We start from the raw sequence: 23,111 nt of genomic DNA on the forward strand, positions 1-23,111 counted from the left end.
TTCAATTATTTGTACAACACCTTAGCGTTATTTTCTTTATCAATTAATCTCTTGAACTCCTTCACTTTTTCTGGGAATTGAGAGGCTACATCTTGTTTCTCAAATGGATCATAATTTAGATTATACAAAGCCCAATTGTATACCTTTTTCTTTAGTTTATAGTCACTATTTTTTGTATCTAGCTCATTGATTAATTTCCATCCATCTTTAATAATCACATCTTGTGCTGATCCAGTCGTACATTTAAAGAAGATATAATCGTGTTCCTTTTGATCTTCTTGATCTAAAAACGTTGGAAGAATAGAAATCCCATCATTAGGTTTCACTTCCCCTCCTATAATATCAGATACTGTGGCCATAATGTCGTAGTCGGCAATCATTAAATTGCTTTCTGAATTTGGCATTACCTTTCCTGGCCATTTCACGATATAAGGAACGTTCAACCCTCCTTCAAAATTATACCTTTTCATTCCTCTTCGACCAATAGTACCATTAAAGATATCTTCACCACTATGATGACCATCCCAATACAATTGTTCTTTATTCGGTTTTACCTTTGATTGATCAAAAGAGTTTGATTCATAATCGTATATAATATCAGGATCTTTGTATTGAGGGTTGACAGTAGTATACGATTGGATTTCGTGTCCATTATCGCTGGTAAAGAAGACAACAGTGTTATCTGCAATTTTCAACTCTTCTAATTTGGTGATAATAGCCCCTACCGACTCATCCAATTTATTGATCATAGAAGCATATACTCTCTCTTGTTTCGTCCATCCTTCTTGATCTTTATACTTAAAGTCTTTTGGAGCAATAGAAGCTGGGCCATGAGGTAATTGAGTGGCATAAATCATAAAGAAAGGATCGTCTTTCTTCTCTTCTAGATAAGATAGAGCATGCTCTAACCAAATATCTTCGCTGTACGTCATGTTTTCCTCCCCTACCAAAGGACAAACAGGTTCTCTTTTGCTTAACTTCGGATTATTAGGGATAGGAATTTTCTTACCATTCAATCTATAATGAGGCGGATAAAAACTCCAACATAAAACGGCATCGTATAACCCACAGTGATAATCGAAGCCATAGCTATCGATCAATTCCTTTGTATCGGAATAACCAAAACCTAATTTCCCGATGTAAGATGTATGGTATCCCGCACTTTTGGCCATCTCCCCAATGTAATAATAACCCTCGTTATGTTTTCTATATATTTTCTTATCAAAAGTAGCTTGATCGATAATACCTGCTTCTAATTCACATACTAAACCACCTGGAGTATGTACAGGTGCCTTCGCATTATTCAATCCAGTTAGGAGTGATGCTCTTGCGGGCGCACATACATTTGAACCGTATGCATTGGTAAACGTTTTTCCCTGAATTGCTAACTTATCGAGGTTAGGAGTTGCTATCTTTGTCTGACCATATTTACCTAATATACCTCGACCGAGGTCATCAGCATAAATGATAATCACATTAGGTTTATCTTCTTTTTGAGCTGATGCCATCTGATTACACCCCCAGCTCATTATAGCCAATAATAGACTTAAAAAAATATTCTTCATTTGCATACTTTAGTTTACCCAATATATGGGTTGATCACTTTACAAAACTATGAAGAAATTGATTTTGGGGTGGATGCTAAAATATCAAAGGTTTGTGCTTATTTTTTTATGTGGCCATTTTTCGTTGTAAAAGAGGTATTATAAGTGAAAAGTGAAGAATGAAAAGTGAAAAACGTGAAATGTTAATCTAACGCTCGTTTTTTAAGTAATAGGTTATAAGTAATAACTAATAGGTGCTAAATTTACACTCCTCATTACGTAAGCACAAGTTTGGAAACCTGCACCAATGATCAACATATTTTCAATACAACCTAGAACATTCCCTCCCCCTACGTCATACTTCACTAACTTCGTTTTTCATTTTTAACTTTTCATTTTTAATTTCCCACCCCGCTTTTCATCAGTTTGCCTTTTTCGTGCAAAACACCAATACTGTTGTGCAAATCATTTGACGTCGAAATCTTGACATTTGTAGTGTAATAATTAATCAACTAAATCATTAAAACGTCAAATGAAAAAGTCAATCAAAATCTCATCAATCTTAGGCCTTTGCCTAATGTTATTAGTCAACTCAACAATCTTTGCTTGTACTGGTATTCGCCTGATCGCTGAAGATGGAAGTGTTCGCTATGGTCGTACGATGGAATGGGGATCATTCGATATACATTCACAAGTGGCATTTATACCTAAAGGGTTTCAATTTAAAGGTCTTACACCTGAAGGACAAAACGGAAAAGTTTACACTGCTAAATATGGCATCGTTGGTCTAGATTGGATGGGAAAAGATCTTATTGTAGATGGGATGAATGAGGAAGGGCTTGCAGTAGGTAATTACTACTTCCCAAATTATGCTGGATATCCGGAATATGCTTCAGAAAAAGCATCTAATACCATCTCTTCACAAGGCTTACCTAATTATATATTATCTCAATTTGCTACGGTTGAGGAAGCTAAAAAAGGTATTCAAGAAGTAAATGTAGTTGGAGTTATCGAAGAGTCTTTAGGAATTGTTGTCGATTCACATTGGATGGTAAGTGATGCTACAGGTGCATCAATTGTTATCGAATATATTGATGGTGAACTTAAAATTTACGATGCCTCTATTGGGGTAATCACAAATGCTCCTTCTTACGATTGGCATCTTACAAATCTAAAAAATTACATCAACTTAGAATTTGATGCTGCCAAACCAAAAACTTTAAATGGAGAGACATTCTCTCAAACTGGTGTGGGTTCTGGAATGCTTGGTCTACCAGGCGATATGACTCCTCCATCTCGTTTTGTTAGAGCAGTTGCATGGACACAAACAACTAGACCAATGCCTAACACGAAAGAGTCTATGTACGAAATGTTCAGAATCTTAGATAATTTCAATCTAACCTTAGGACCTGATGGTGCTGAAGGAACTGGTGAATTATTCGGTAAAGATCATAGTACTATGAAAAGCTCAACTATTTGGACAACTTCATGGGACCTTACGAATAAAACATTCAACTATCACACTCAACACAATAGAAGAGTTCAACAAATTGATGTGAATAATATTGATTTTACAAAAATCGGTGATCAAATTGTTAGAATACCACTTGATGTTGAAAGAGAACAAGATATCTTAAATAGAACACCTAAGTTTTAAAAAAATGAATTAAATGAAAAATTAAAAGTTAAAAATGAAAAACGTGAAATGTTGAGCTAACGCTCGTTTTTAGCTAGTGGGTAGTAAATACTTTTGCTTCATATGACGAAGACATGAGTTCGGAAACCCACGTAATATTTCACTAACTTCGTTTTTCATTTTTAACTTTTCATTTTTAATTAATAAAAGCCTTCGCTCCTTCAGAAATATACGTTTTCATCTCCCCGTTATCGTCGTAAATCAAGATTGCTTCTAGATCGCTGTTTTCTGCAACGATTCTTTTGGCTTCTTCTAAACCAGCTACCATAAATGCTGTTGCATAAGCATCAGATGCCATACATGATGACGAAAATACTGAAGCACTTAATAAACTATGTTGTACAGGGTATCCTGTTCTTGGATCTAATGTATGAGCATACTTTTTACCATCTTTTACATAGAAGTTCCTATAGTTTCCTGATGTTGCAAGTGCTTTATTATCTAATGAAACAATTACCGATAATGCTTCTCCTGTTCCTTCTTTGAAACGCGGATTATCGATACCAATTTTCCATATTTTTTCTTTTTCATTATGACCTTTACAAACTACCTCGCCTCCGATTTCGACCATATAGTTTTCTATGTTTTTATCATCTAATATTTTAGCGACTACATCTACAGCATAACCTTTGGCAATAGCAGAGAAATCCAACTCTACTCCTGCTTTGGACTTAGTTACCGTTTTTTCATCAAAAGTGATGTACTTATCAAAACCTACAAATTGTAGGATAGAATCGATTTCAGATTCCTTGATCGTTGGTGTTTTTCCAGGTCCAAATCCCCAACCTTTTACTAGCGGTTGAATTGTTGGATCGAAAGCTCCTTTTGTCTCTTCAAAAATTTCTTTACTCTCTTTAATGACTGGATAGAAGAAATCGGTCTCATAAGTGAAATTCATTCCAGAATTAAACCTTGATATTTCAGAAGATGGGATATATGTAGAGAGTGACTGATTAAAATCTTCTAATACCTTTTTGATATCGGTATCTAGTTCTCTTCCCTCTTCATCAATATATTTTACGTTATAAGGTACTACTCCAAAAGTGGTTCCTCTCACATGAAAATGTGTGGCTTTTGGTTCGTTATAAGACCTGTACAAATACGTCAATCCGATGAACGCAAATAAAAATATTGAATAAAATATATTTTTCTTCCTGTTATCCATTACGTTTTTTATTTATCAATGCTTATCTTGAATATCAAATATGAATCTGATTCTGCAAAGGTGGTAAGTGTTGACTTATTCCCCTATTTAATTTGCATTTTTTTAAAACTGAGTATTGAATTTATTCCTCTCTGTTGATAAGATTCTTAATTGAACCAATAAAATAGAAGTAAACTGTGCAAAAGACCTTAAAGACCTATCAAAAAAGATTGGCTAATCTATCTGCTAGAAATAAATCTTTGTATTTGCCAAAAGCATATACAGGTCAGTATGTAGATCTTGCTCACTTGGATCATTTATTAAATATTCCTTCCATTGAAATTATTCAACAATTAATTCGTGGAAAGAAAAACATTCCTATATGTCCAGTGGCAGATAGTCGGGACGCCCAAGCCAATAAAGCAAGTGCACAGTTGCGTAAGGTGGGCAAAACGGCCAAGTTTGTCCTCGAAGAAGGTGGTCGACACGATTTATTCTTAGGCTATCCATTCGTTCATGGTCGTTTAATGACTGGCGGAAATTTAAGAGGACCACTTCTATTTTTTCCTATCCGTTTAGTGGTAGATAATAACAATTGGATCCTTCAATTAAGAGAAGATACCGAGGTTACTTTCAATAAAACGCTTCTTTTAGCCATCTCACATCACAACAATGTGCGTTTCTCTGATGATTTCTTAGAGATGACGTTTGAGGAATTCCCTAAAGATCCTCAAGAGTTTTTAGTGAAATTATATCATACGCTAGAAGACTCGAATCTTGAACTTAATTTCAACCAAGATACTTTTGGAGAGTTTATCAAAGAGTTTGAGCATTTGAGGAAAGCACACTTTACCGATACCTACGGTGAAGGTCAGATGAAAATCTTCTCAGAAGCTCTCATCGGGATATTTCCTCAATCAGATAGCTATTTGATGCCCGATTATGACAATCTATTAGAAAATTACGCCATCAAAGATTTGGAGGAGTTCTTTGGAAACTCCGAAGATCATTTAGATGAATTGGGATTGTCGGAGACTTTTGGAGGAAAGGCACATCAAGAAGAAGAGTTGCTTTCTCCTTATCCAATGGACGCTTCTCAAGAAAAAGTAGTCAAGGAAATAAAAGCGGGGCACTCTGTGGTGGTACAAGGCCCTCCGGGTAGTGGTAAATCACAATTAATTTGTAACCTAATTGCCGATTTCACTACGAGAGGTAAAAACGTTTTGGTAATTTCTCAAAAACGTGCCGCCCTGGATGTGGTATACAAAAGAATGAAACAAATTCAATTAGGAACTTTCTGTGCGATGGTGCACGATCATCGTTATGATAGAGGGTACATCTATCAGAAAATGAAAGACCAAATTGATGCTTTAGATAAATTTAAAGAGGACAATAATAGTCTTGGGGCAATGCAATTGGAAAGGAATTTTGCTCTTCGCTCCAAACAAATTGATAGTGCCTTAACCCAATTAGACGAATTTAGAGCAGCACTTTTTGACACCCAAGAATGTGGTGTTTCAGCCAAAGAACTTTATTTAAGGTGTGATCTTAAAGCACCTCACACTCACCTCAAGGGTTGTTATCAACAATTTGAGTTGGAAAAAGTAGGTGAATATAAAAAGCGATTAAAAACTTACTTAAAGTTTGGCAGTAAGCTAGACCACGAAGATTATACCTGGAAAGATCGTATTCCTTTCAATCATTTTGAAGGAAACGCTTTAACAGATATGATGGAAATTCTCGATGAAATTATTCCATTTAGGGACGAAATAGTCGAAAAAATTGAAGAGAATATCCAAGTAAAACTCTCATTTGATGAATGCCTTTGGATCTCTAAACAAGAAGAACAGGTGAACAAATTTATGCAAATGATCTCCGATCCTTTAGTATATAAAATGTTCAATGCCATGATCAAAAAAAGAGGTCGAGTGCCGACGATTCAAGATTGGAGTAATCATCAAAGAGGCTGTATGTCTTCTTTCTCACATAAAGGAACGCAGATCGAAAAAACTTTAAAAGATCAGGAATTAGGAGATGTAATTCAATGGGTAAACGATGCCATTGGTAATCGTTCAAATCCGTTATTGATCGTAAAATGGCAGTTCTCGAAACACAAGAAATTTGTCCTTGAACTACTTCAAAAAAATCAGCTTCCAAATACCGTAAAAGGTCTTCAACAATTAAGAGAACGTTTGGAGAATAGAATGAACTTAACCCATCAGAAAAATGATATGAAGAAGTATCAGTGGTTAAGGGAGTTCCCAGAAGAATTAGAAGCAGAAGCTTGGGAAGAGTGGTTTAAAGCGGGATTAAATGCCATCGAAGCAAGAAAAATATATGTCTCTCTTCGTTCTAGCGTACAATTTATTGAGTTGTATAATTTTAGTTACGACGAGCTTTGGACAAAAATTGATATCCTTTTCAAAACCATCAATAGGATTATCCCGGTAAGACAGCATTGGGAAAAATACCTCTCTCATTTAGAGATTGAAGACATCTTAAATGATAAAGTTGATATCGATAAAATGAAAGAAACTTTAGAAGAGGATTTCGACGAGATTTGTCGCTTTGATGCTTTAAAAGAATCTTTCCAACCCCACGAATGGGCTGCCCTCCGTTTGATTGATGGACACATGGACGGCATGCACAAATACCCAATTGAAGAGGTTCTTGCATATTTCGATAACAGTGTCAACATCAGTTGGTTGTACCATATTGAGACCAAACACCCAGTATTGCGTATTGTTTCCAACGGTGCTTTGGAACAATTAGAGGAAAATCTTCAGGAAGCAATTCTTGAAAAAAGATCCATTGCCAATGATATGACTTTGGTTCGTCTTAAAGAACGTACTTACGATAAAGTAGAATATAATCGATTGAATAATCGTGTCACTTATCGCGATCTATATCATCAAGTAAATAAAAAGCGAGCGATTTGGCCGCTCCGCAAAACATTCCATAAGTTCCAAGATGAGATTTTGGATTTATTGCCGTGTTGGTTAACATCGCCAGAAGCAGCATCTGCTATTTTCCCTTTAATTCCATTTTTCGATTTAGTGATCTTTGATGAAGCTTCCCAATGTTTTGCAGAAAAAGGAATTCCTGCCATGTACCGCGGAACTCAAGTGGCCATTTTGGGAGATTCACAACAACTTCCACCATTTGATTTATACAAGCCAAGATGGGAAGAAGATGATGATTTCGATTTAGATCCTGCTTTGGAAGTCGATTCCCTTTTAGATTTAGGAAAACAATTCTTATCCGAACATTATCTAATGGGACACTACAGAAGCGAATCTTTCGATTTAATTGATTTCTCCAATCGTTATTTCTATAAAAATAAACTTCGATTTATTCCTTATTTCGACAAGATGGATAAACATGACACCGGCATTTCATTCCATCATGTAGAAAATGGAGAATGGAAAAAAGGAGTGAATCAAGAAGAGGCTGTAGCAGTGGTAAAGAAAGCCAAAAAACTTGTGGACGATGGAGAGAAGAGTATTGGCATTATCACTTTTAACCACAAACAGCAAGAGCTTATTCAAGAAATTATGGATCGTATCAACGTCAATTGGCCAAAAGATATGATCGTAAAAAATATAGAAAACATTCAGGGAGACGAGAGAGATCATATATTAATTTCTGTGACTTATGCTCCTAATGATAAAGGCAAGTTGAATTTACAGTTTGGAGTATTGAACCAAGAAGGTGGAGAACGACGTCTAAATGTGGCAATTACTAGAGCCAGAAAGAAAGAATATGTTTTTAGTAGTATCATGGCACATCAGTTAAAGACGGAGGAAACGAAAAACGAAGGTCCAAAAATGCTAAAAGAATTCTTACATTTTGCTTTTGAAGTAGGAGATAAAGGATATCAGCCTTCGAGCTATGTAGACGATCAATGGAAGTATGGTAAAACGCTCAAAGAAGAAATCGTACATCAAACAGATACGGTAGAAATGATGCCTTTCTCTGCTTTAACCGTGATGGAAAAAGAGACACCAATAGGCTTATTGATGACAGACGACGAAAATTATCATCAGTTTATTTCTACAAAAGAAGCACACGGCTATTTTCCTATTGAACTGAAAAAGAAAGGATGGAACTTTGGTCGTTTCTATAGCCGAAACTTATGGAAGAATCAGAAGAAGTTTAAAAAATATGTTGGCGAATTTATAGATAATCTAGAGAATGAACGTTTTATGTAGATTGTTAAAACCAAGTTAAGGAATAGAGTTTATGTATCTATTGTTGGATATTCAACGTATTTTTAATCTGAAATAAAACCTATTTACCCTATGATAAAAAAGATTTTACTAATGGTATTGACTTCATTATTGATCGGATTCACTGCTTTTGCAGAAGATGAGCATCAGGTGAAGATCAAGGGTAAAGCACCCATCTACAAGGTGATTGATGGTAAGATGAAAAAAGTAGGTCACTTACCTAAAAACACACATATAGTAGTAAAAACGGATCCTCATATTAAGGGGAAACAAGAATATAAAGCGAAAGTGAATTACCACATGACTGAATGTGGACATTTGATATCGAGTAGATATCTTTTGAAAGTAGCACAGTAACAAAAAAGGATTCCCAATTTATTTGAGAATCCTTTTTTGTTAATTGTACTTTTTGTCGTTTTCAAAACGCTTGATCGAAGCCGTACAACAACCGTTATTTTGTGTACGTTTTTGAGAATAAAGCTTTTCTAGCCATGTTAAGAGCTTGTTAAAATATTTATTCATTGATCATATTTTTTAATTGTTGAATAGGTACAATTCCATGTGCCCTACCCGACTCTATATTATCTATTACACCTACAAAATAGGGAATACCCTTAATCTTATATTGATCGGCAATATCCTTAAACTTTTCTGGATCTACTTTAACTACGATAGCCTTTCCTTCTAATTCGAAAGTAAGGTTCGCAATTGTTCCTTCCATTACCCGGCAAGGAGGACACCAATCGGTAGAAAAATCTAAAATCACTTTTGGGTTGTTATCAAGGATTTCTCTCAAGTGATTATTATTTCTAAGCTGAATCAATTTGGTTGGTAACGTAAACATTTTTATAAAATACCTTTTTGTACATTATTTATCTCAAAATCAGTACAAAAACTATTATCACAAATATAAAGGATTAAATTGTCTTATTTTATGTCAGAATGACAATAAATGAAAAGGACAATTTGACAAAACTTAAATAATATAAAAAAAACAAGGCTCGCTAATAAACGAGCCCTGTTTCAATTTACACCCAAACTTTAAACACTATGAAAATTGATCTGCCCTTTCGGACAGAAACTCTCAGTTCTATAACAATACTTTTTAAAAAAGTATATTATTACCATAAGCAGCCCAAAACGCAAGGTTTATTTGACTTATCCGCTTATGATATTACAAATGTGAGGTATTTTTTACAATTAAAAATTGATGCCTGTCACCATATTTATATGATAATTCGTAAAATTGCGGATGTTAAAATTTATTATCATTTATTCAATTACCTTGATAAAAACTTTTAACGTAATAACTTTTGTATGGAGTTTGTTTTACATGCTGAATACTAGTGTACAATAAGGTGATGAACAAAACCGGAATCACTTTAGTTAAATTAAAAACGAGATTATAGACTATCTTATCATGAGAAAACAATTTTTATCAATGATGGCAGCTTCTGTATTGGGTGGTGTCATTACGATTGGAGCTTACACAACATTTTTCGCTCCTCAACAAATAGAGACGAAAAATGAAGTTGAAAAGAGTGTAGCATTTACGAATTACGAAAATACGGTTGACCGAAAAGACTATGTCGTTCCTGAAGGAATGAATTTTATTAAAGCAGCAGAAAAAGCTACTCCTGCTGTAGTTCACATTAAAACATATGTTGATTTTTCTAACAGGCCTTCTAGAAGTACGCCTCGTTTCTTCCATGATTTCTTTGGAGAGCCTAGAAGTGGTGAAGGACAACTTGGATCTGGTTCTGGTGTAATCCTCACTGCTGATGGATATATTGCCACAAACAACCACGTTATTGAAGGAGCTTCTAAAATTGAAGTAGTATTAGAAGACAAGCATGTTTATACAGCAGAATTAGTAGGCACCGATCCAACGACAGATTTGGCTTTATTGAAAATTAAACCAGAAAACAATTTAGATTTTCTAGCTTTTGGAAATTCAGACAATGTTAAAGTCGGTGAATGGGTTTTAGCCGTGGGAAACCCTTACGAACTTACTTCTACAGTTACTGCAGGTATTGTCAGTGCTAAAGCGAGAAACATTAATATATTAAGATCGAAAACAAATTTATCTGTCGAATCATTTATTCAAACAGATGCTGCTGTTAACCCAGGTAACTCTGGTGGTGCATTAGTTGACTTAAACGGTGCATTGATTGGTATCAATACTGCTATTGCCTCTAAAACAGGGTCGTTTACAGGATATTCTTTTGCTGTACCTTCTGAATTGGTTAAAAAGGTAATGGATGACCTTAGAGAATACGGTGCGGTGCAAAGAGCTTTAATAGGAGTTCAGATTCAGGATGTAGATCAAAAAATCGCAGACGAAGCTGGGCTTGATAAAATCGCTGGTGTTGCTGTTGTCGATGTAAGTCCACAAGGAGCTGCTGAAGAAGCGGGTATTGAGGCAGGTGACATCATTGTAAAAATTAATGAAGAGGAAATTGAAACAGTTTCAGAACTTCAAGAAATTATTGCAAGAAGACGACCTGGCGATCAAGTAAATGTAACTGTTAGCAGAAAAGGTAAGTTGAAAGATTTTGAGGTGAAATTGAAAAACACAATGAATACTACAGATATTGTAAAAGCACCGAAAAATTCGAGTGAAGCCATTGCAGCATTATCTGCAGAGGTACAACCAATTTCTGATAAACAAGCGAATGCATTAGGAATTAAAGGTGGTTTGGCTATAACAAAGCTCGTACCTAATGGTAAACTTTATAATGCAGGAATAAAAGAAGGTTTTATTATTACTTACGTCGATCGTGAACCGGTTCGTTCGTTAGATGACCTTGGAGTTGCCCTAAGAGGGAAGTCAGGAGGTATTTTAATTGAAGGAATTTATCCAAATGGCGAAAGAGAGTACGTAGGAATTGGATTATAACAAAACAGTTATTAAATTGCACGATATATACAGAGCTAATATGTATATGTCGTGTAATTTATAATTCAACCAGCAAGATTTAGAAAAAAAAATTACATATTTTCATTTGTTAACTTTATTATTGAAACTATTTACCCCTATATTAGCGTTTGTATAATTGAAGATCAAGAAAAAGAAATTCGTAACAGTTAATATCAATTTAATGGTAATTAACTAATTACATAAGATACAATAGTTTGCTTTAAGTAATGGGGAAAGGGTATTCGCGATGCGGGTTCCCTTCTTTTTTGTCTATACTTTTTTAAACACACTATTTTATTAACTCATATAACAATGCTCAGACAATTTTTAAAAATTAATTCAGAGCAATTATAATTATCAAAATTCACCTCCTTGTCTGTTTATTATTCTTTACTTTCCAGCATAATAATAAATATGATTTCTTCTTCACAGAATAGCTTGAGATTAGTAACTATACTCATCGTTTTATAATCCCTCATCTTCTACATAAACATAAAAAAAAAGCAGCTTTCCTCCAGTAGAAAAAAGCTGCCATTTATTGGAATAATAAGAGTATTTAATTTGCACCGATGTGCTAAAATTCGGAACACTAATAATTTTTGTTTGTTAGATATATAATATTTCTAATGATACTAGATAGCTACCTGAGGAGCTCCGTCGTTATCATTGTAACTATTTCTTTCTTTTTCTTCAGCTCTTAATTTAGCTTCGAATTCTTCTAATTTCTTTTGTTCTGCAACTGCAGCAGCTTCGTCCTCTGGAGAGAACTTCACTAATAAACCTAAGAAGCCTACTGCTGCGACAACGAAACCAAAGGCGAAGAATGCATCTTGTAATGAAGATCCGCTTCTAAGTAAGTACTGAGCATATAATACTGCACCTACATTACCACCTGCACCTACAATACCAGATACAGCTCCTAAAGCTTTTCTATTAATAAATGGAACTACAGAGTAAGTTGCTCCTTCCGCCATTTGAACGAATAATGAGAAGAATACCATACTTGCAATGGCAAATCCTAATACGTCCATTTGTGAGAACAATAGAAGGGCAATACCCTCTGCAACCACAACATATACTAATATTTTTACACGACCATTTAGACCGGAGTTTTTAGCGAATTTATCAGCAATCCAACCACCTGTTGAACGAGCAAACAAGTTCATTGCTCCGAAGAACAATACTACCACACCTGCTGCTTCCTGACTTAAACTAAATTTTGTTTGATAATACGTAGAGGCTTTACCTGTTACAAAAAGTTCCATACCGAAACATCCTGCATACATCAAGAATAAGATCCAAACTCTTCTATCATTCACTGCAGATAAGAATAAACTCTTCTCTCCTTTCTTTGCTTGTGGTCTTTCGTTTGGAAGATCTTCATAATTTCCTTTAGGGCAATCAGTCGTATATTTCCAGTATAAGAAAGCAACGAATAACATAATTGCAGCTGGAATCCACATCGCAATTCTCCAAGACTCATTCGCTTCGGCTAAACCAAAAGCAACAACACCAGAAGCAATTAATGGCATAGTAGCGTTTGTAACACCACCACCTAAGTTACCCCAACCTGCTGTAGTAGCATTGGCGATACCAATTACATTAGGAGCAAACATTACCGAAGTATGGTACTGTGTAATGACGAATGAGGCTCCAATTACACCAATAGCTAAACGAGATAATAAATACGTTTCCCAAGTAGTTGCAAAAGATGAACCTGCTACTGCAAATGCACCAAATACTAATAGGTAAACATAACTTTTTCTTGGACCGATTTTATCACAAAGGTTACCAATTCCCAAACGAGCAAAAATCGTAACACCAACTGAAGCAATAAATGCTAGTGTTTTTTGATCTTTAGTTAAGTCCAAATCAGGACCAATTGTTGAATGTAGTAATGGTGCATGTGAGAACCATCCGAAGAAACATAAAAAGAATGCGATCCAGCTTAGGTGAAAAGTTCGCATTTGAATGCTGCTAAAGTCTAACAAGTTAATTCTTGTAGCCTTTTCTGTTGATGTGATTGACTTCATTTTTACGTATTACCTAGTTTTCTGATGTATTACGAAGACAATACTACGTATTAATACTTAATTTTGAAAATTTATACGTAATTTTTTACGTAATTTCATTGATATAGCTAAGAATTACGTAAAAAAAAGAGGGAGCTCAATAATTAATGAGTTCACCTCTAACTTTATTCTTATGATCAAACGTATTATAATACGCTTAATTTTATAGCATATCTTTAAATAGAAGCCATTACAGCTTCATTAACTTCAATAGTATTATTATCTGCAGCAGATGTATTTTGAATTTCAAGAGTTTCTTGTTGTTGTTCTGCATTAAACTCTCTCAGTCTTTTTCGAACTCTAGACACTTGAGTTTTACCCACACCCGTAAGTTCTGATATTTCTTTAGTAGTTAAGCCTGACTGTAAAGCTTCGATTACATCTTTGTTTCTCTCCGACCAACGTTCAAAATTCATCTTACGTCCTTTCTTCCCTCCTTTGTACTTACCTTCTGCTTTTGCTCTTGCAATACCCTCTACAGTTTTTTCCTGAACTTGATATTCTTTCATATGCAATAACGTCTTTATTGCACTAATGACACTTTTCACACCTGCATTAGCATGTGCTTCTTCTACATCAAATTTTTGAATATTAATAGTAGCATTAGTTTTTAAAAGTGCCTCCAAGCCTTGAAGTATATCTATAGGGTTATCTCCTAGTTTATCGATATCACCAATGTTTAAAACATCATCTTCACCAAGAATTTCTAATAATTCTTGTGCTCTAGGACGCTCTATAAAAGGAAGAGTAACAGGGCATTTTTCAATAAAAAGTTTTCCCTTAGCTTTTGCTTGTTGTTGGATTTTTGCAGTTGCAACGGGTGAAATACGAAGATATGTATAAATTGCCATACGTATTGTTTGCTATTATGTGAGGTTAAAAAACACATTTTAGAGTATGAATTTGAAAACACATTTTAATGAAAAAAATTCAGTTTACAATAGAATAGCTGTTACATTTTTTATTTTTTTCACGAACACTCTGAAAACTAACTATCTAGGAAAAAGTTATGTTCAGCAATTTCTCTTTTCAATTTTTCTAAATTGATGATGCCAATTTTCTTCCCTTCAGCGATCAAAATTTTCTCTTTCTTAAGAGATGAAATTACACGAATCACTTGCTCATCGGTTGTACCTGCAAAGTCGGCAATCTCCTTTCGTGATAATTGGATGTTTAATAAGTTTTTTGTTTGCCCAAATTTTCTATTGATATACAAAATAGCATCAATAACCTTCTCCCTTACTGTCATCTGAGCGATCTTCTTTACTTTATTTTCAGATCGATTAAGCTCATCTGCATAAAATAACATCATGGCATAACAAAGGGAAGGTACTTTCTTCAGCATTTCCATAATGGTATCTGTAGAAAAATTACACAATACCACATCTTCTATAGCTACCGCACTAATATGATAAAACTGACCTACTCCAAAGCCTCTGTGACCAATAATTTCTCCATCATGACAAAGACGTACAATTTGCTCTTTTCCATTTATTCCTGTTTTTCCCACTTTCACTTTTCCTTGCTGTACAAAATACAACCCATGAACAGGTGCTCCTTCTAAGATGAAAGGTTGACCTTTCTTAGCTTTGAGGCTTAATTTTTTTTCTAAAAATGGAGCAGCTTCCTCTCCCATTGCGTTTTGTTTTATAATGCAATTAGAGTTTGTGCAAGAGATACAGTCAACTTTAGTATTCATTTGTTAGCGAATTTCGAAGTAAGTTCTACGTAATTATACTTAAATAGATTATTAAATCCTATTTTTTGTATAAGATAATTTCTTAGGAAACTGATTTTCAACAAAATTGTTATTCCATAAAAAGGCCCCCTCACAAAGTGAGGAGGCCAAACTATTTATATTCTAGCTAATTATTATTGCTTAATTAACTTGTTATAACCAACAAACTGATTGTCTACCATAATAGCGTAGATATACATTCCTGTATTCAATTTTGTTGCATTGTATTCTACATTTTGAACACCTGAAGATAATGTACCTGCATTAAGTCTTTCAACTAAACCACCATTCATATTGTAAATTGCAATACTCACATCACCTTGTTCTTTAAGATGGAATGAGATAGTTGTCTCAGTAATTACTGGGTTAGGGAAGTTCTTCACTTCTGATACCAATACATCTTGGTCGATTGAAGTAATATCTTCCTCTTCTTCAATACCAACAATATTTACTTCAATAGTTTGAATTGTTGACTCACCATTAGCATCTGTTGCCATTACAGCGACCTCTGTAGTTCCAATAGAAATACCTGCCATAAAGAAATCTTCACCTGCCATAGTTGCTACTGCAATACCATGATTTTGTGCTGCGATCTCAAACGTCATTAAATCTCCATCTTCATCCATAAAGAACTCATCTGTTGCATATGTAAAGTTTTCCCCAACTTTCATTTCCATCACTTCCTCACCAATATACATAGGAGCTCTGTTGATAAGATTAACATTAACAATCACTTCATGTGTTGATATGCCATCTAACTCATCCGTTGCTGTTACATAGAATTTAATCATTTCTCCATCAGAATATTTTGGAGCAATTGTCACACGGTATTTACCTTCTACTTCTTCTGCTGTTATAGCATCAGACGAAGTCTCAATACCATAAACAATAGCATGATCTTCTCTATCTGTAGCTTCAAACTCAATTGTTTGCTCAGTCAATACATCCATATCTATAGTTGATACTGGATGGATAAATGATGGTGAAGCATTTTTTCTTAGCGTTACTAAGAATTCAACCTCAGGTTGAGATGGATCATTTGTATAAGCTTTCACAGAAGCAAAGTTATCTGCTTTAAAAGCATAGGATGCATCCAATGATACTTTAAAAGATGCAGTTGCATTAAGATCCAATTGACCTCCTTCTGAATCAATTTCTATCCAAGTACCTTTTATCGGGTTCTTAGCCATTGCTCTATTCATCCAACGTAAACCAGACCAAGCAGCATCTGTGGTGATATCAAGGAAACCTTCATCCGTATAGATATAGAACGTAGAAGAAATATTTGGATCCTCAACAACAATACCTTGAGGATATTCTACACCTTGATCATATGTAAATACTACAAAGAACTTCTCTCCAGGGAAGAATGTAATCTCCTCTCCTAAATCAAATACTTGATAATCTCCTTCTGAATCTGTCCCCAAAGTCTCCGTTGGGAAAACATTTTCATAGACCTCAGTTGCACTATTAATAGAGCCACCTGCTAAGATATTCACTTTGATATTTCCGTTATCCTTACCAAATGGACGGTAGAATGTTTCCACATGAGATAAGTTAAATCCTTCTGATGGAGCTACAAATGCAGTTGCTATTGTCATTGCATCTCCACCATAACCTACAGCAGTAGTAGGAACAACTTCATCAGTGTACTTAAGAATTGAATGGAAATCGTTTTCATTGGTTACTGACATTGTAGAGAAACTTTGCATTGTAGAAGAAGTCGCACCAAATGACATGATGTCTCCTCCTTCAGGTGCCTCCATTTCAAAGCCGTCTCTATTGAAATCAATCTCTAAGGTATAATCTAACATAGATTTCCCCCCTTCATTAGAAACAGTGACCATAAACTCATCTTTGTATTGAGGATCTAAAGAAGTGAATTCTTTATCCATCCCGTCCCAAGAGAATTTAGATGGCTCATAACCATTTGCAATAATGTTTACATTATGCTCCATTCCATCTACATCAATAGCTGATAATACATCATTGATGTTACCTGGAGTTGTCGCTGTTAACATCGCTCTAAATTCTAACGCATCACCAGGATGAACAGTCATTGGGAAGTTCCATAACATGTTAATGTCTGTCCAATAAATTTCAGGACCCCAGAAACCATCCACTACCTCTTTCAATTCAACAACTGATTGTGTGTCATCATTTAATTTAAAGCTATTGATAGTAACATCTTTAGAGCCTGTATTTTTAAATTGGAAGTATTCTGTGTTAGTGACTCCAGCTCCAGCGACAACTTCACCAAAATCAACATCATCAGCACCGAATATGACTTCACCTTCTACATTTACTTGAACAGGGATAGAAATTTCTTCCTTACCTGGAGTAATATTTTGGAAAGTAAGGTTGGTATTGTAAGTACCGTCCATTAATTCAGAAGCATCCACTTTGAATTTCAATGTTTTTGATGCTCCTGCAGCAATTGTCATTTTATGAGCTGGTACATATTCTACAACCAAACGATCTTTGATAATAGCGGCTCCATAAGCAACTTTAGCTGCTGAAGTACCATCTTCGTTTTCAAGACCAATTGTTGTCATGTTCGACCATCCGTCTACACCATTCTGGTTTTCCACTTTGTACTGCATTTTCACTGTACCGTCTCTAAAGAACACAGTCTGACATGTAACAAAACCACCAAAGAAGGCAAAGTTATGTTGATATCTTGAGTGAGTGATCACAACTTTCTCTTCGTCTGCATGCATGAAAATACCTTTGATTTCAGAAGCATCCGTTGGGTTAGTAGCTCCTAACATCCAAATAGAAGAAGCGATATTGTTGATACCATCATCTAGAGGAAGGTCTGTATTAAAGATACCGTCGTACAAGTTATGTGGCTTAGATAACGCTACTACTCCTGCAAACGCAACATAAATTTCATTATATTCTTTGCCATAGAATTTTACTGGCCATGGTAAATCATATTGTTCCCACCAATGCTCATCTTCCGTTTCGAAGTGTGTAATTCTATTTTCCTCTGAGATAATATCATACCACTCGAAAGATGGTGCTTCAGGGTCATCAAAACCTTGTAATTGTTTTTGGTTTGTTCTCCAAGTATAATCAAACTCCGGTACATTGGTTACTTGAGCTTCATCTTCTACAATAGATAACCAAGAAGCGTGTCTAGGAAGGATATCTAAATCTACCAAACCATCCGTATTGTGAACAGTAATCTCAAATTCTGTTGATTCGCCATGTTTCAAGTTATATACATGGGGAGTAACATCAAGATCAATTGCTGGAGGATTAAGACCTGTACCTTTTAGATTGATTACATACTCTTTTCCATCAGAATCCATTAACGTTAAGACATCTGTAAACTCACCCGCTATAGTTGGATTAAAGTATACATTCATTTGTCTACCACTTCTTGGATTTAAAGTCATTTGCTCAAAGTCATTGGAGAAATGGGTACCGTCTGCAAGTGATGCTGAAACAATATCTGTTGATTTGTCTCCAACATTTGATAAAGCTAATAAGTGCAAGTAATTACCACCCAAAAGTTTACCTTGATAATCAACATCAGTAGTTGATAATTCGATATCAGCAGCTGTACCACCCATTACATCAACAATCACTTTAAAGTGAGAAATTGGCAAATTAGGATCATTGCTAGCAACGGCAATATTCTGAACATTCTGCCCCTCAATTAATTGTGAATCATCGATATCAAAAGTGATTGTTTCCGATTGTCCTACACCAATAACCCCTTCAGCAGATGATAGGTTAGTGATGATTTTAGAACCTGGATAGTAGAATCTTACTCTCACATTTTGATTTTGATTTTCAAAAAGTGATGGTAAAGGATCACTCCATCTGTTTTCATAAACAAGAACACCATCTTCTTTTGCTGGCTCTTCGATACCTACGAAAATGCCATTAATATCCCATGAATCCACTTGTGACATATCATTATAAAGAATTTCAATATCACCTGTGGCGAACATAACAATTTGGAAAGTTGCTCCTCCAGGCCACCATGACATTTGTACATCGTTGTATTCAACAACCGTTTTATCATCATAATGCTTGATCCAAATTCCACCTCTAATACCTAAGTCAATATTTGAGAAATGCAAAGCTGAAATAAAACCATAAGGTAAATATTCATTCCCCATATTAGCCGAACTGTTGAAATTAGATGTATTATCTAAAGCGACAACACCGGCATGAGAAACATACATTTCACTTTGATACTCACCATAGAATGGGAAATCAAAATTCATTTTGATCATTTCCCAGTTTTTACTAGGATCATCAACAAACTTCTGAGCTATGTTAAAAGCTCCATCAGCCTCTTTAATAGATACAAAATTAGATGCATCTATATCTTCAAACTTCGTCCAAGAGTAACCAAACTTATGCGTTCCTTCTGGAATGTTATCAGAATAAGTTGGCATCACATAAGTAAGAGGGTATGCACCATTATTTGTTATTGTCACTTCACCGTTTCCACCGTCACCCTTGGCCATTGCAATAGTTTGCTCAAGTGGAGCAACTTCTATTTCAGCAGGTTCGCCTACCATTGCAAATAAAGAGAAAGTATGTTCAATTCCAGTACTTGAAGTAATCTTAACTTCTGCATTAGCATTACCTGCCATTGTAGGCTTAAAGTTTAAAATCAACTCACTTCTAGATCTTGCATTAATAGTGTAAGGTTGGCTAGATACTGTAAATTGAGGATCAGAAATATCAATAGAACTCACACCAAAATTACCGTAACCATAGTTTGATAAGTCAACCGATACTTCTTTCTCAAAACCTAAAATTACACTTCCAAATTCTACGATTGCCATAGATTTTATTTCAGGAAGTCTACCTCTAACTTTAACGTTCACTGGTAAAGTATATCTTTCGTTTTCTCTATCGTTTGACTCGATGTTTGAATAGAATTTATAATCACCATTGATCAATCCCATGGCATCAGCATCTACAGTAACTTCTACAGACTCACCTGGAGCAACTTCACCTGACATTGGCGAAATTTTCACAACTTCACCTAAAGAAGCATTTTTAGAAACAAGTGATTGAGTAAAAGCATAGCCTGTTGCTTCAATTGCTGTATGTAAAGGCACCCAAGTATCTCCTTCATCAAAACTCATCCACTGATACATATCTGCAACATCTTCTAAACCATTTGCTGCCATTGACATTGACAATGGATATTTATTACCAGCTTTTGTTTTTACTAACAGCCAAACAACACTATTTTGAGGGAAGAATACTTGTTGATCAAATTGAACATAATGTGTTTTTTGGTAATCAAGACCCCAATCAATAGTAGCTGATGTTACTAATTTAGCTGTAGATAAATTGGGTCCTTGATATACTTCAACCTCCACTGGACCAACAGTTAACTCGTTGATAAAAATTTCAGCATCAGTTAAGTTAAAGCCTTCTTTCTGACCAATTAAATAAGCTACTGCTGATGTATTCGATAAAGAAAGATCTTCTTCACCAATATTGTATATTGGATGGAACCAATTAGAGTAAGTATATTGAGAATTTTCATACTCAGCTAACTCATCTTCTTCCATTGAGAATTTCTGAATAGAAGGTGCTGTTACCGTTCTTACATTGGCCACTCTTTGAGATGGATTACCTACTTGAGGGAAAGTAGTATACGATTGCCAATCATAGAAATAAGTACCTTGATTTACAGATGATTCCCAACGTAAAAGGCCTTCACCTTCGTTGTTCATCATTACTGTTTGTGTTTCCATAAGGTTAGTCCCTTCTAACATAAAATCAACTGATATAGATGGAATCACTACTGTAGGACCGTTATTTGTTGAAGCTGAAATGATATTAGATAACCCAGATTCATTACCCCACCTATCAAATGATTTGATCATGAAGTAATACATTTTATTGGCTTCTAAACCATCTATTTCTGAAGTATTTGATGGTACATTTTCCGCTCTTTGAGTAGATGTCATTGCTGACATATAATTATCAGCAGTAATCTCTTCTTCAGAGTAGTAAATGACATAAGATGCAGGGTAACCATCGTCTTCATCATTAGGAGTACTCCATTTTAAAGAGATAAAATTATCTGATGCTGCATCAGACATTAAATCGACAATTGCTTCAGGACCAATACCTTCATTTTTGATTAAAGCTTTTGCTGCATCAATTTGGCCATATCCTAATTTCCCAACATAACTCTCGTTATATTGTTCAATATCATTAGTTGAATTAATTAATTGGTTCCAAAGTATATCAGCCGTATAAGACGGTCCTCCCAAATGTGAAACTACTAAAGCTGCAACACCAGAAACGTGTGGACAAGCCATTGATGTTCCATCCAAATAACCGTAACCATTCGAAGGTAAAGTACTCAAAACAATAGCTTCTTCTCCTCCAAAAGTTCTATCTCCACCAGGTGCTGAAATATGAATCCAATCACCATAGTTAGAGTACCAGGCTTTTTCCCATGTTGGACCTGTAGCGGCTACAGTAAGTGTTTTTTCATAGTAACCAGGCCACATTGGACCATCATAATCATCATTACCTGCCGCAAAAATAACAATACCTCCTTTCATTGGAGATCCTTCAAAATCACCTGCTTCTTCAATGAAATAATCAATGGCATCAAGCACTACTTGTTCATATGTACCAGGTGAAGTATATCCCCATGAGTTTTGAGAAATAACGGCTCCGTTATCTGCAGCATAAACATATGAGGGAGCAACATCTCCATACTGTCCGCCTAAGATTTGAAGTGTCATTAATCGAGCTCCATTTCCAGATCCATCACCACCTGCGACACCGGCAACACCTATACCATTATTACTAGTAGCTGCAACTGTACCACCTACGTGAGTACCGTGAACTTGAGCAGGAATATCTCCCGTTCTATTAGAGAACGAATAACCATATACGTCATCTACGTATCCGTTACCATCGTCGTCTATACCATTACCTGGTATTTCCCCTTCATTTATCCACATGTTTGACACAAGGTCCTCGTGCTCCACATCGATACCTTCATCATGTACAGCAACTACAACATTAGACGAACCCGTTGTTTTTTCCCAAGCATCAAATAAACGAATATCTGCACCTTCTACCCAACCTGCTCTTTGCTGTGTATTGTTATAATGCCATTGTTTGTCCAACATTGGATCATTAAAATCAGAAGTCGACTGTTGAGTAGTCATTGCCTTTGCCTCTTCGAAAGTGATGGTTCTTGCCGAATAATCACCATCAACAAGCTTCTTTTCTAACATTGGCTCTGCAAATTCAACTTCTTGAATAGAAGCAAATGCATTAGTTACCGCTCTTAAATCTGACTCAGAATCAACTTCCATTTCATACCATAAGTGCAAACCATGTTTGATAAGCTTGTGTTCTGTTTTAGGATTGTATGGGAATACTCTTCTCATATTTGATGCATTAAAACGTTTAGCTGTAACATCAAAAGTTGAGATCCCTAAAGTAGAGATTCCGTTACTATTCGCTCCGAAAGATTGAAGTTGAGGTGACACATCCTCTGCGAATTTCACGCGAACAACACCCTTGGCCATACCGTTTTGGTATACCACAGGTTGAGGGGTAGACTGTGCCGACACTTCTATACCGGCAGAAACTGCCAACATAGAAAAGACGCCTACAGCAGTCTTCATCATGTAGTTCATAGTAAAGTTTAAATAATAATTATACTAGAATTGGTTAAAAAAAAGATAGTTACATCAAATCAGTTCAATTGTAAATATGTCGGTATCCTTTCTACCGATTGATGGAACGA

11 protein-coding genes are annotated in these 23,111 nt (G+C 35.4%); 4 read left to right on the plus strand and 7 right to left on the minus strand.

Annotation, left to right across the window (positions count from 1 at the left end):
- Positions 1-5 precede the first annotated feature (5 nt).
- Positions 6-1,565, minus strand: coding sequence for a sulfatase-like hydrolase/transferase (locus MY04_RS10805; protein WP_158297656.1), 1,560 nt, complete (start codon positions 1,563-1,565; stop codon positions 6-8).
- A gap of 511 nt (positions 1,566-2,076) precedes the next feature.
- Here MY04_RS10805 and MY04_RS10810 point away from each other — a divergent pair.
- Positions 2,077-3,201 (plus strand): linear amide C-N hydrolase, encoded by a 1,125-nt coding sequence (locus tag MY04_RS10810; protein WP_066209567.1) that lies wholly within the window; start codon positions 2,077-2,079, stop codon positions 3,199-3,201.
- A gap of 175 nt (positions 3,202-3,376) precedes the next feature.
- Here MY04_RS10810 and MY04_RS10815 read toward each other — a convergent pair whose 3' ends face one another.
- Positions 3,377-4,405 (minus strand): FAD:protein FMN transferase, encoded by a 1,029-nt coding sequence (locus MY04_RS10815; RefSeq protein WP_066209569.1) that lies wholly within the window; start codon positions 4,403-4,405, stop codon positions 3,377-3,379.
- Positions 4,406-4,581: 176 nt separating this feature from the next.
- Between MY04_RS10815 and MY04_RS10820 the strand changes: the two genes are divergently transcribed.
- Together MY04_RS10820 and MY04_RS10825 are read left to right on the plus strand one after the other, a co-directional pair.
- Positions 4,582-8,595, plus strand: coding sequence for an AAA domain-containing protein (locus MY04_RS10820; protein ID WP_066209570.1), 4,014 nt, complete (start codon positions 4,582-4,584; stop codon positions 8,593-8,595).
- A gap of 90 nt (positions 8,596-8,685) precedes the next feature.
- Positions 8,686-8,970 carry a hypothetical protein gene (locus tag MY04_RS10825; RefSeq protein WP_066209571.1) on the plus strand — a complete coding sequence of 95 codons (285 nt, stop codon included), beginning with the start codon at positions 8,686-8,688 and terminating at the stop codon, positions 8,968-8,970.
- A 157-nt stretch (positions 8,971-9,127) separates the two neighbouring features.
- Here MY04_RS10825 and MY04_RS10830 read toward each other — a convergent pair whose 3' ends face one another.
- Entirely contained in the window at positions 9,128-9,457 is a 330-nt protein-coding gene (locus tag MY04_RS10830) for a thioredoxin family protein (RefSeq protein ID WP_066209573.1), read from the minus strand.
- Positions 9,458-10,033: 576 nt separating this feature from the next.
- On the opposite strand from MY04_RS10830, the gene MY04_RS10835 reads away from it, so the two are divergent.
- Complete coding sequence (locus MY04_RS10835; protein ID WP_066209577.1) at positions 10,034-11,512, plus strand: Do family serine endopeptidase; 1,479 nt, start codon at positions 10,034-10,036, stop codon at positions 11,510-11,512.
- A gap of 653 nt (positions 11,513-12,165) precedes the next feature.
- On the opposite strand, the gene MY04_RS10840 is transcribed toward MY04_RS10835, so the two are convergent.
- The 4 genes from MY04_RS10840 to MY04_RS10855 form a co-directional block, all read right to left on the minus strand.
- A complete protein-coding gene (locus tag MY04_RS10840) occupies positions 12,166-13,566 on the minus strand; it encodes an MFS transporter (RefSeq protein ID WP_066209578.1) in 1,401 nt (466 codons plus the stop codon).
- 215 nt (positions 13,567-13,781) lie between these two features.
- A complete protein-coding gene (locus MY04_RS10845) occupies positions 13,782-14,456 on the minus strand; it encodes a helix-turn-helix domain-containing protein (protein ID WP_066209581.1) in 675 nt (224 codons plus the stop codon).
- Between the two features lie 137 nt (positions 14,457-14,593).
- The gene (locus tag MY04_RS10850) at positions 14,594-15,304 is read right to left on the minus strand and encodes a Crp/Fnr family transcriptional regulator (protein ID WP_066209583.1); all 711 of its coding nucleotides are present in this window, start codon (positions 15,302-15,304) and stop codon (positions 14,594-14,596) included.
- Between the two features lie 173 nt (positions 15,305-15,477).
- Complete coding sequence (locus MY04_RS10855; protein ID WP_158297657.1) at positions 15,478-22,992, minus strand: S8 family serine peptidase; 7,515 nt, start codon at positions 22,990-22,992, stop codon at positions 15,478-15,480.
- Positions 22,993-23,111: the final 119 nt, after the last annotated feature.

This window comes from Flammeovirga sp. MY04 (assembly GCF_001682195.2).
Classification (GTDB): Bacteria; Bacteroidota; Bacteroidia; order Cytophagales; family Flammeovirgaceae; genus Flammeovirga; species Flammeovirga yaeyamensis.

What these genes read in the sequence shown, in the direction of transcription:
- MY04_RS10805 (WP_158297656.1), bottom strand. Translation starts at nt 1,565, where the DNA reads ATGAAGAATATTTTTTTAAGTCTATTATTGGCTATAATGAGCTGGGGG.
- MY04_RS10810 (WP_066209567.1), top strand. Translation starts at nt 2,077, where the DNA reads ATGAAAAAGTCAATCAAAATCTCATCAATCTTAGGCCTTTGCCTAATG.
- MY04_RS10815 (WP_066209569.1), bottom strand. Translation starts at nt 4,405, where the DNA reads ATGGATAACAGGAAGAAAAATATATTTTATTCAATATTTTTATTTGCG.
- MY04_RS10825 (WP_066209571.1), top strand. Translation starts at nt 8,686, where the DNA reads ATGATAAAAAAGATTTTACTAATGGTATTGACTTCATTATTGATCGGA.
- MY04_RS10830 (WP_066209573.1), bottom strand. Translation starts at nt 9,457, where the DNA reads ATGTTTACGTTACCAACCAAATTGATTCAGCTTAGAAATAATAATCAC.
- MY04_RS10835 (WP_066209577.1), top strand. Translation starts at nt 10,034, where the DNA reads ATGAGAAAACAATTTTTATCAATGATGGCAGCTTCTGTATTGGGTGGT.
- MY04_RS10840 (WP_066209578.1), bottom strand. Translation starts at nt 13,566, where the DNA reads ATGAAGTCAATCACATCAACAGAAAAGGCTACAAGAATTAACTTGTTA.
- MY04_RS10845 (WP_066209581.1), bottom strand. Translation starts at nt 14,456, where the DNA reads ATGGCAATTTATACATATCTTCGTATTTCACCCGTTGCAACTGCAAAA.
- MY04_RS10850 (WP_066209583.1), bottom strand. Translation starts at nt 15,304, where the DNA reads ATGAATACTAAAGTTGACTGTATCTCTTGCACAAACTCTAATTGCATT.
- MY04_RS10855 (WP_158297657.1), bottom strand. Translation starts at nt 22,992, where the DNA reads ATGATGAAGACTGCTGTAGGCGTCTTTTCTATGTTGGCAGTTTCTGCC.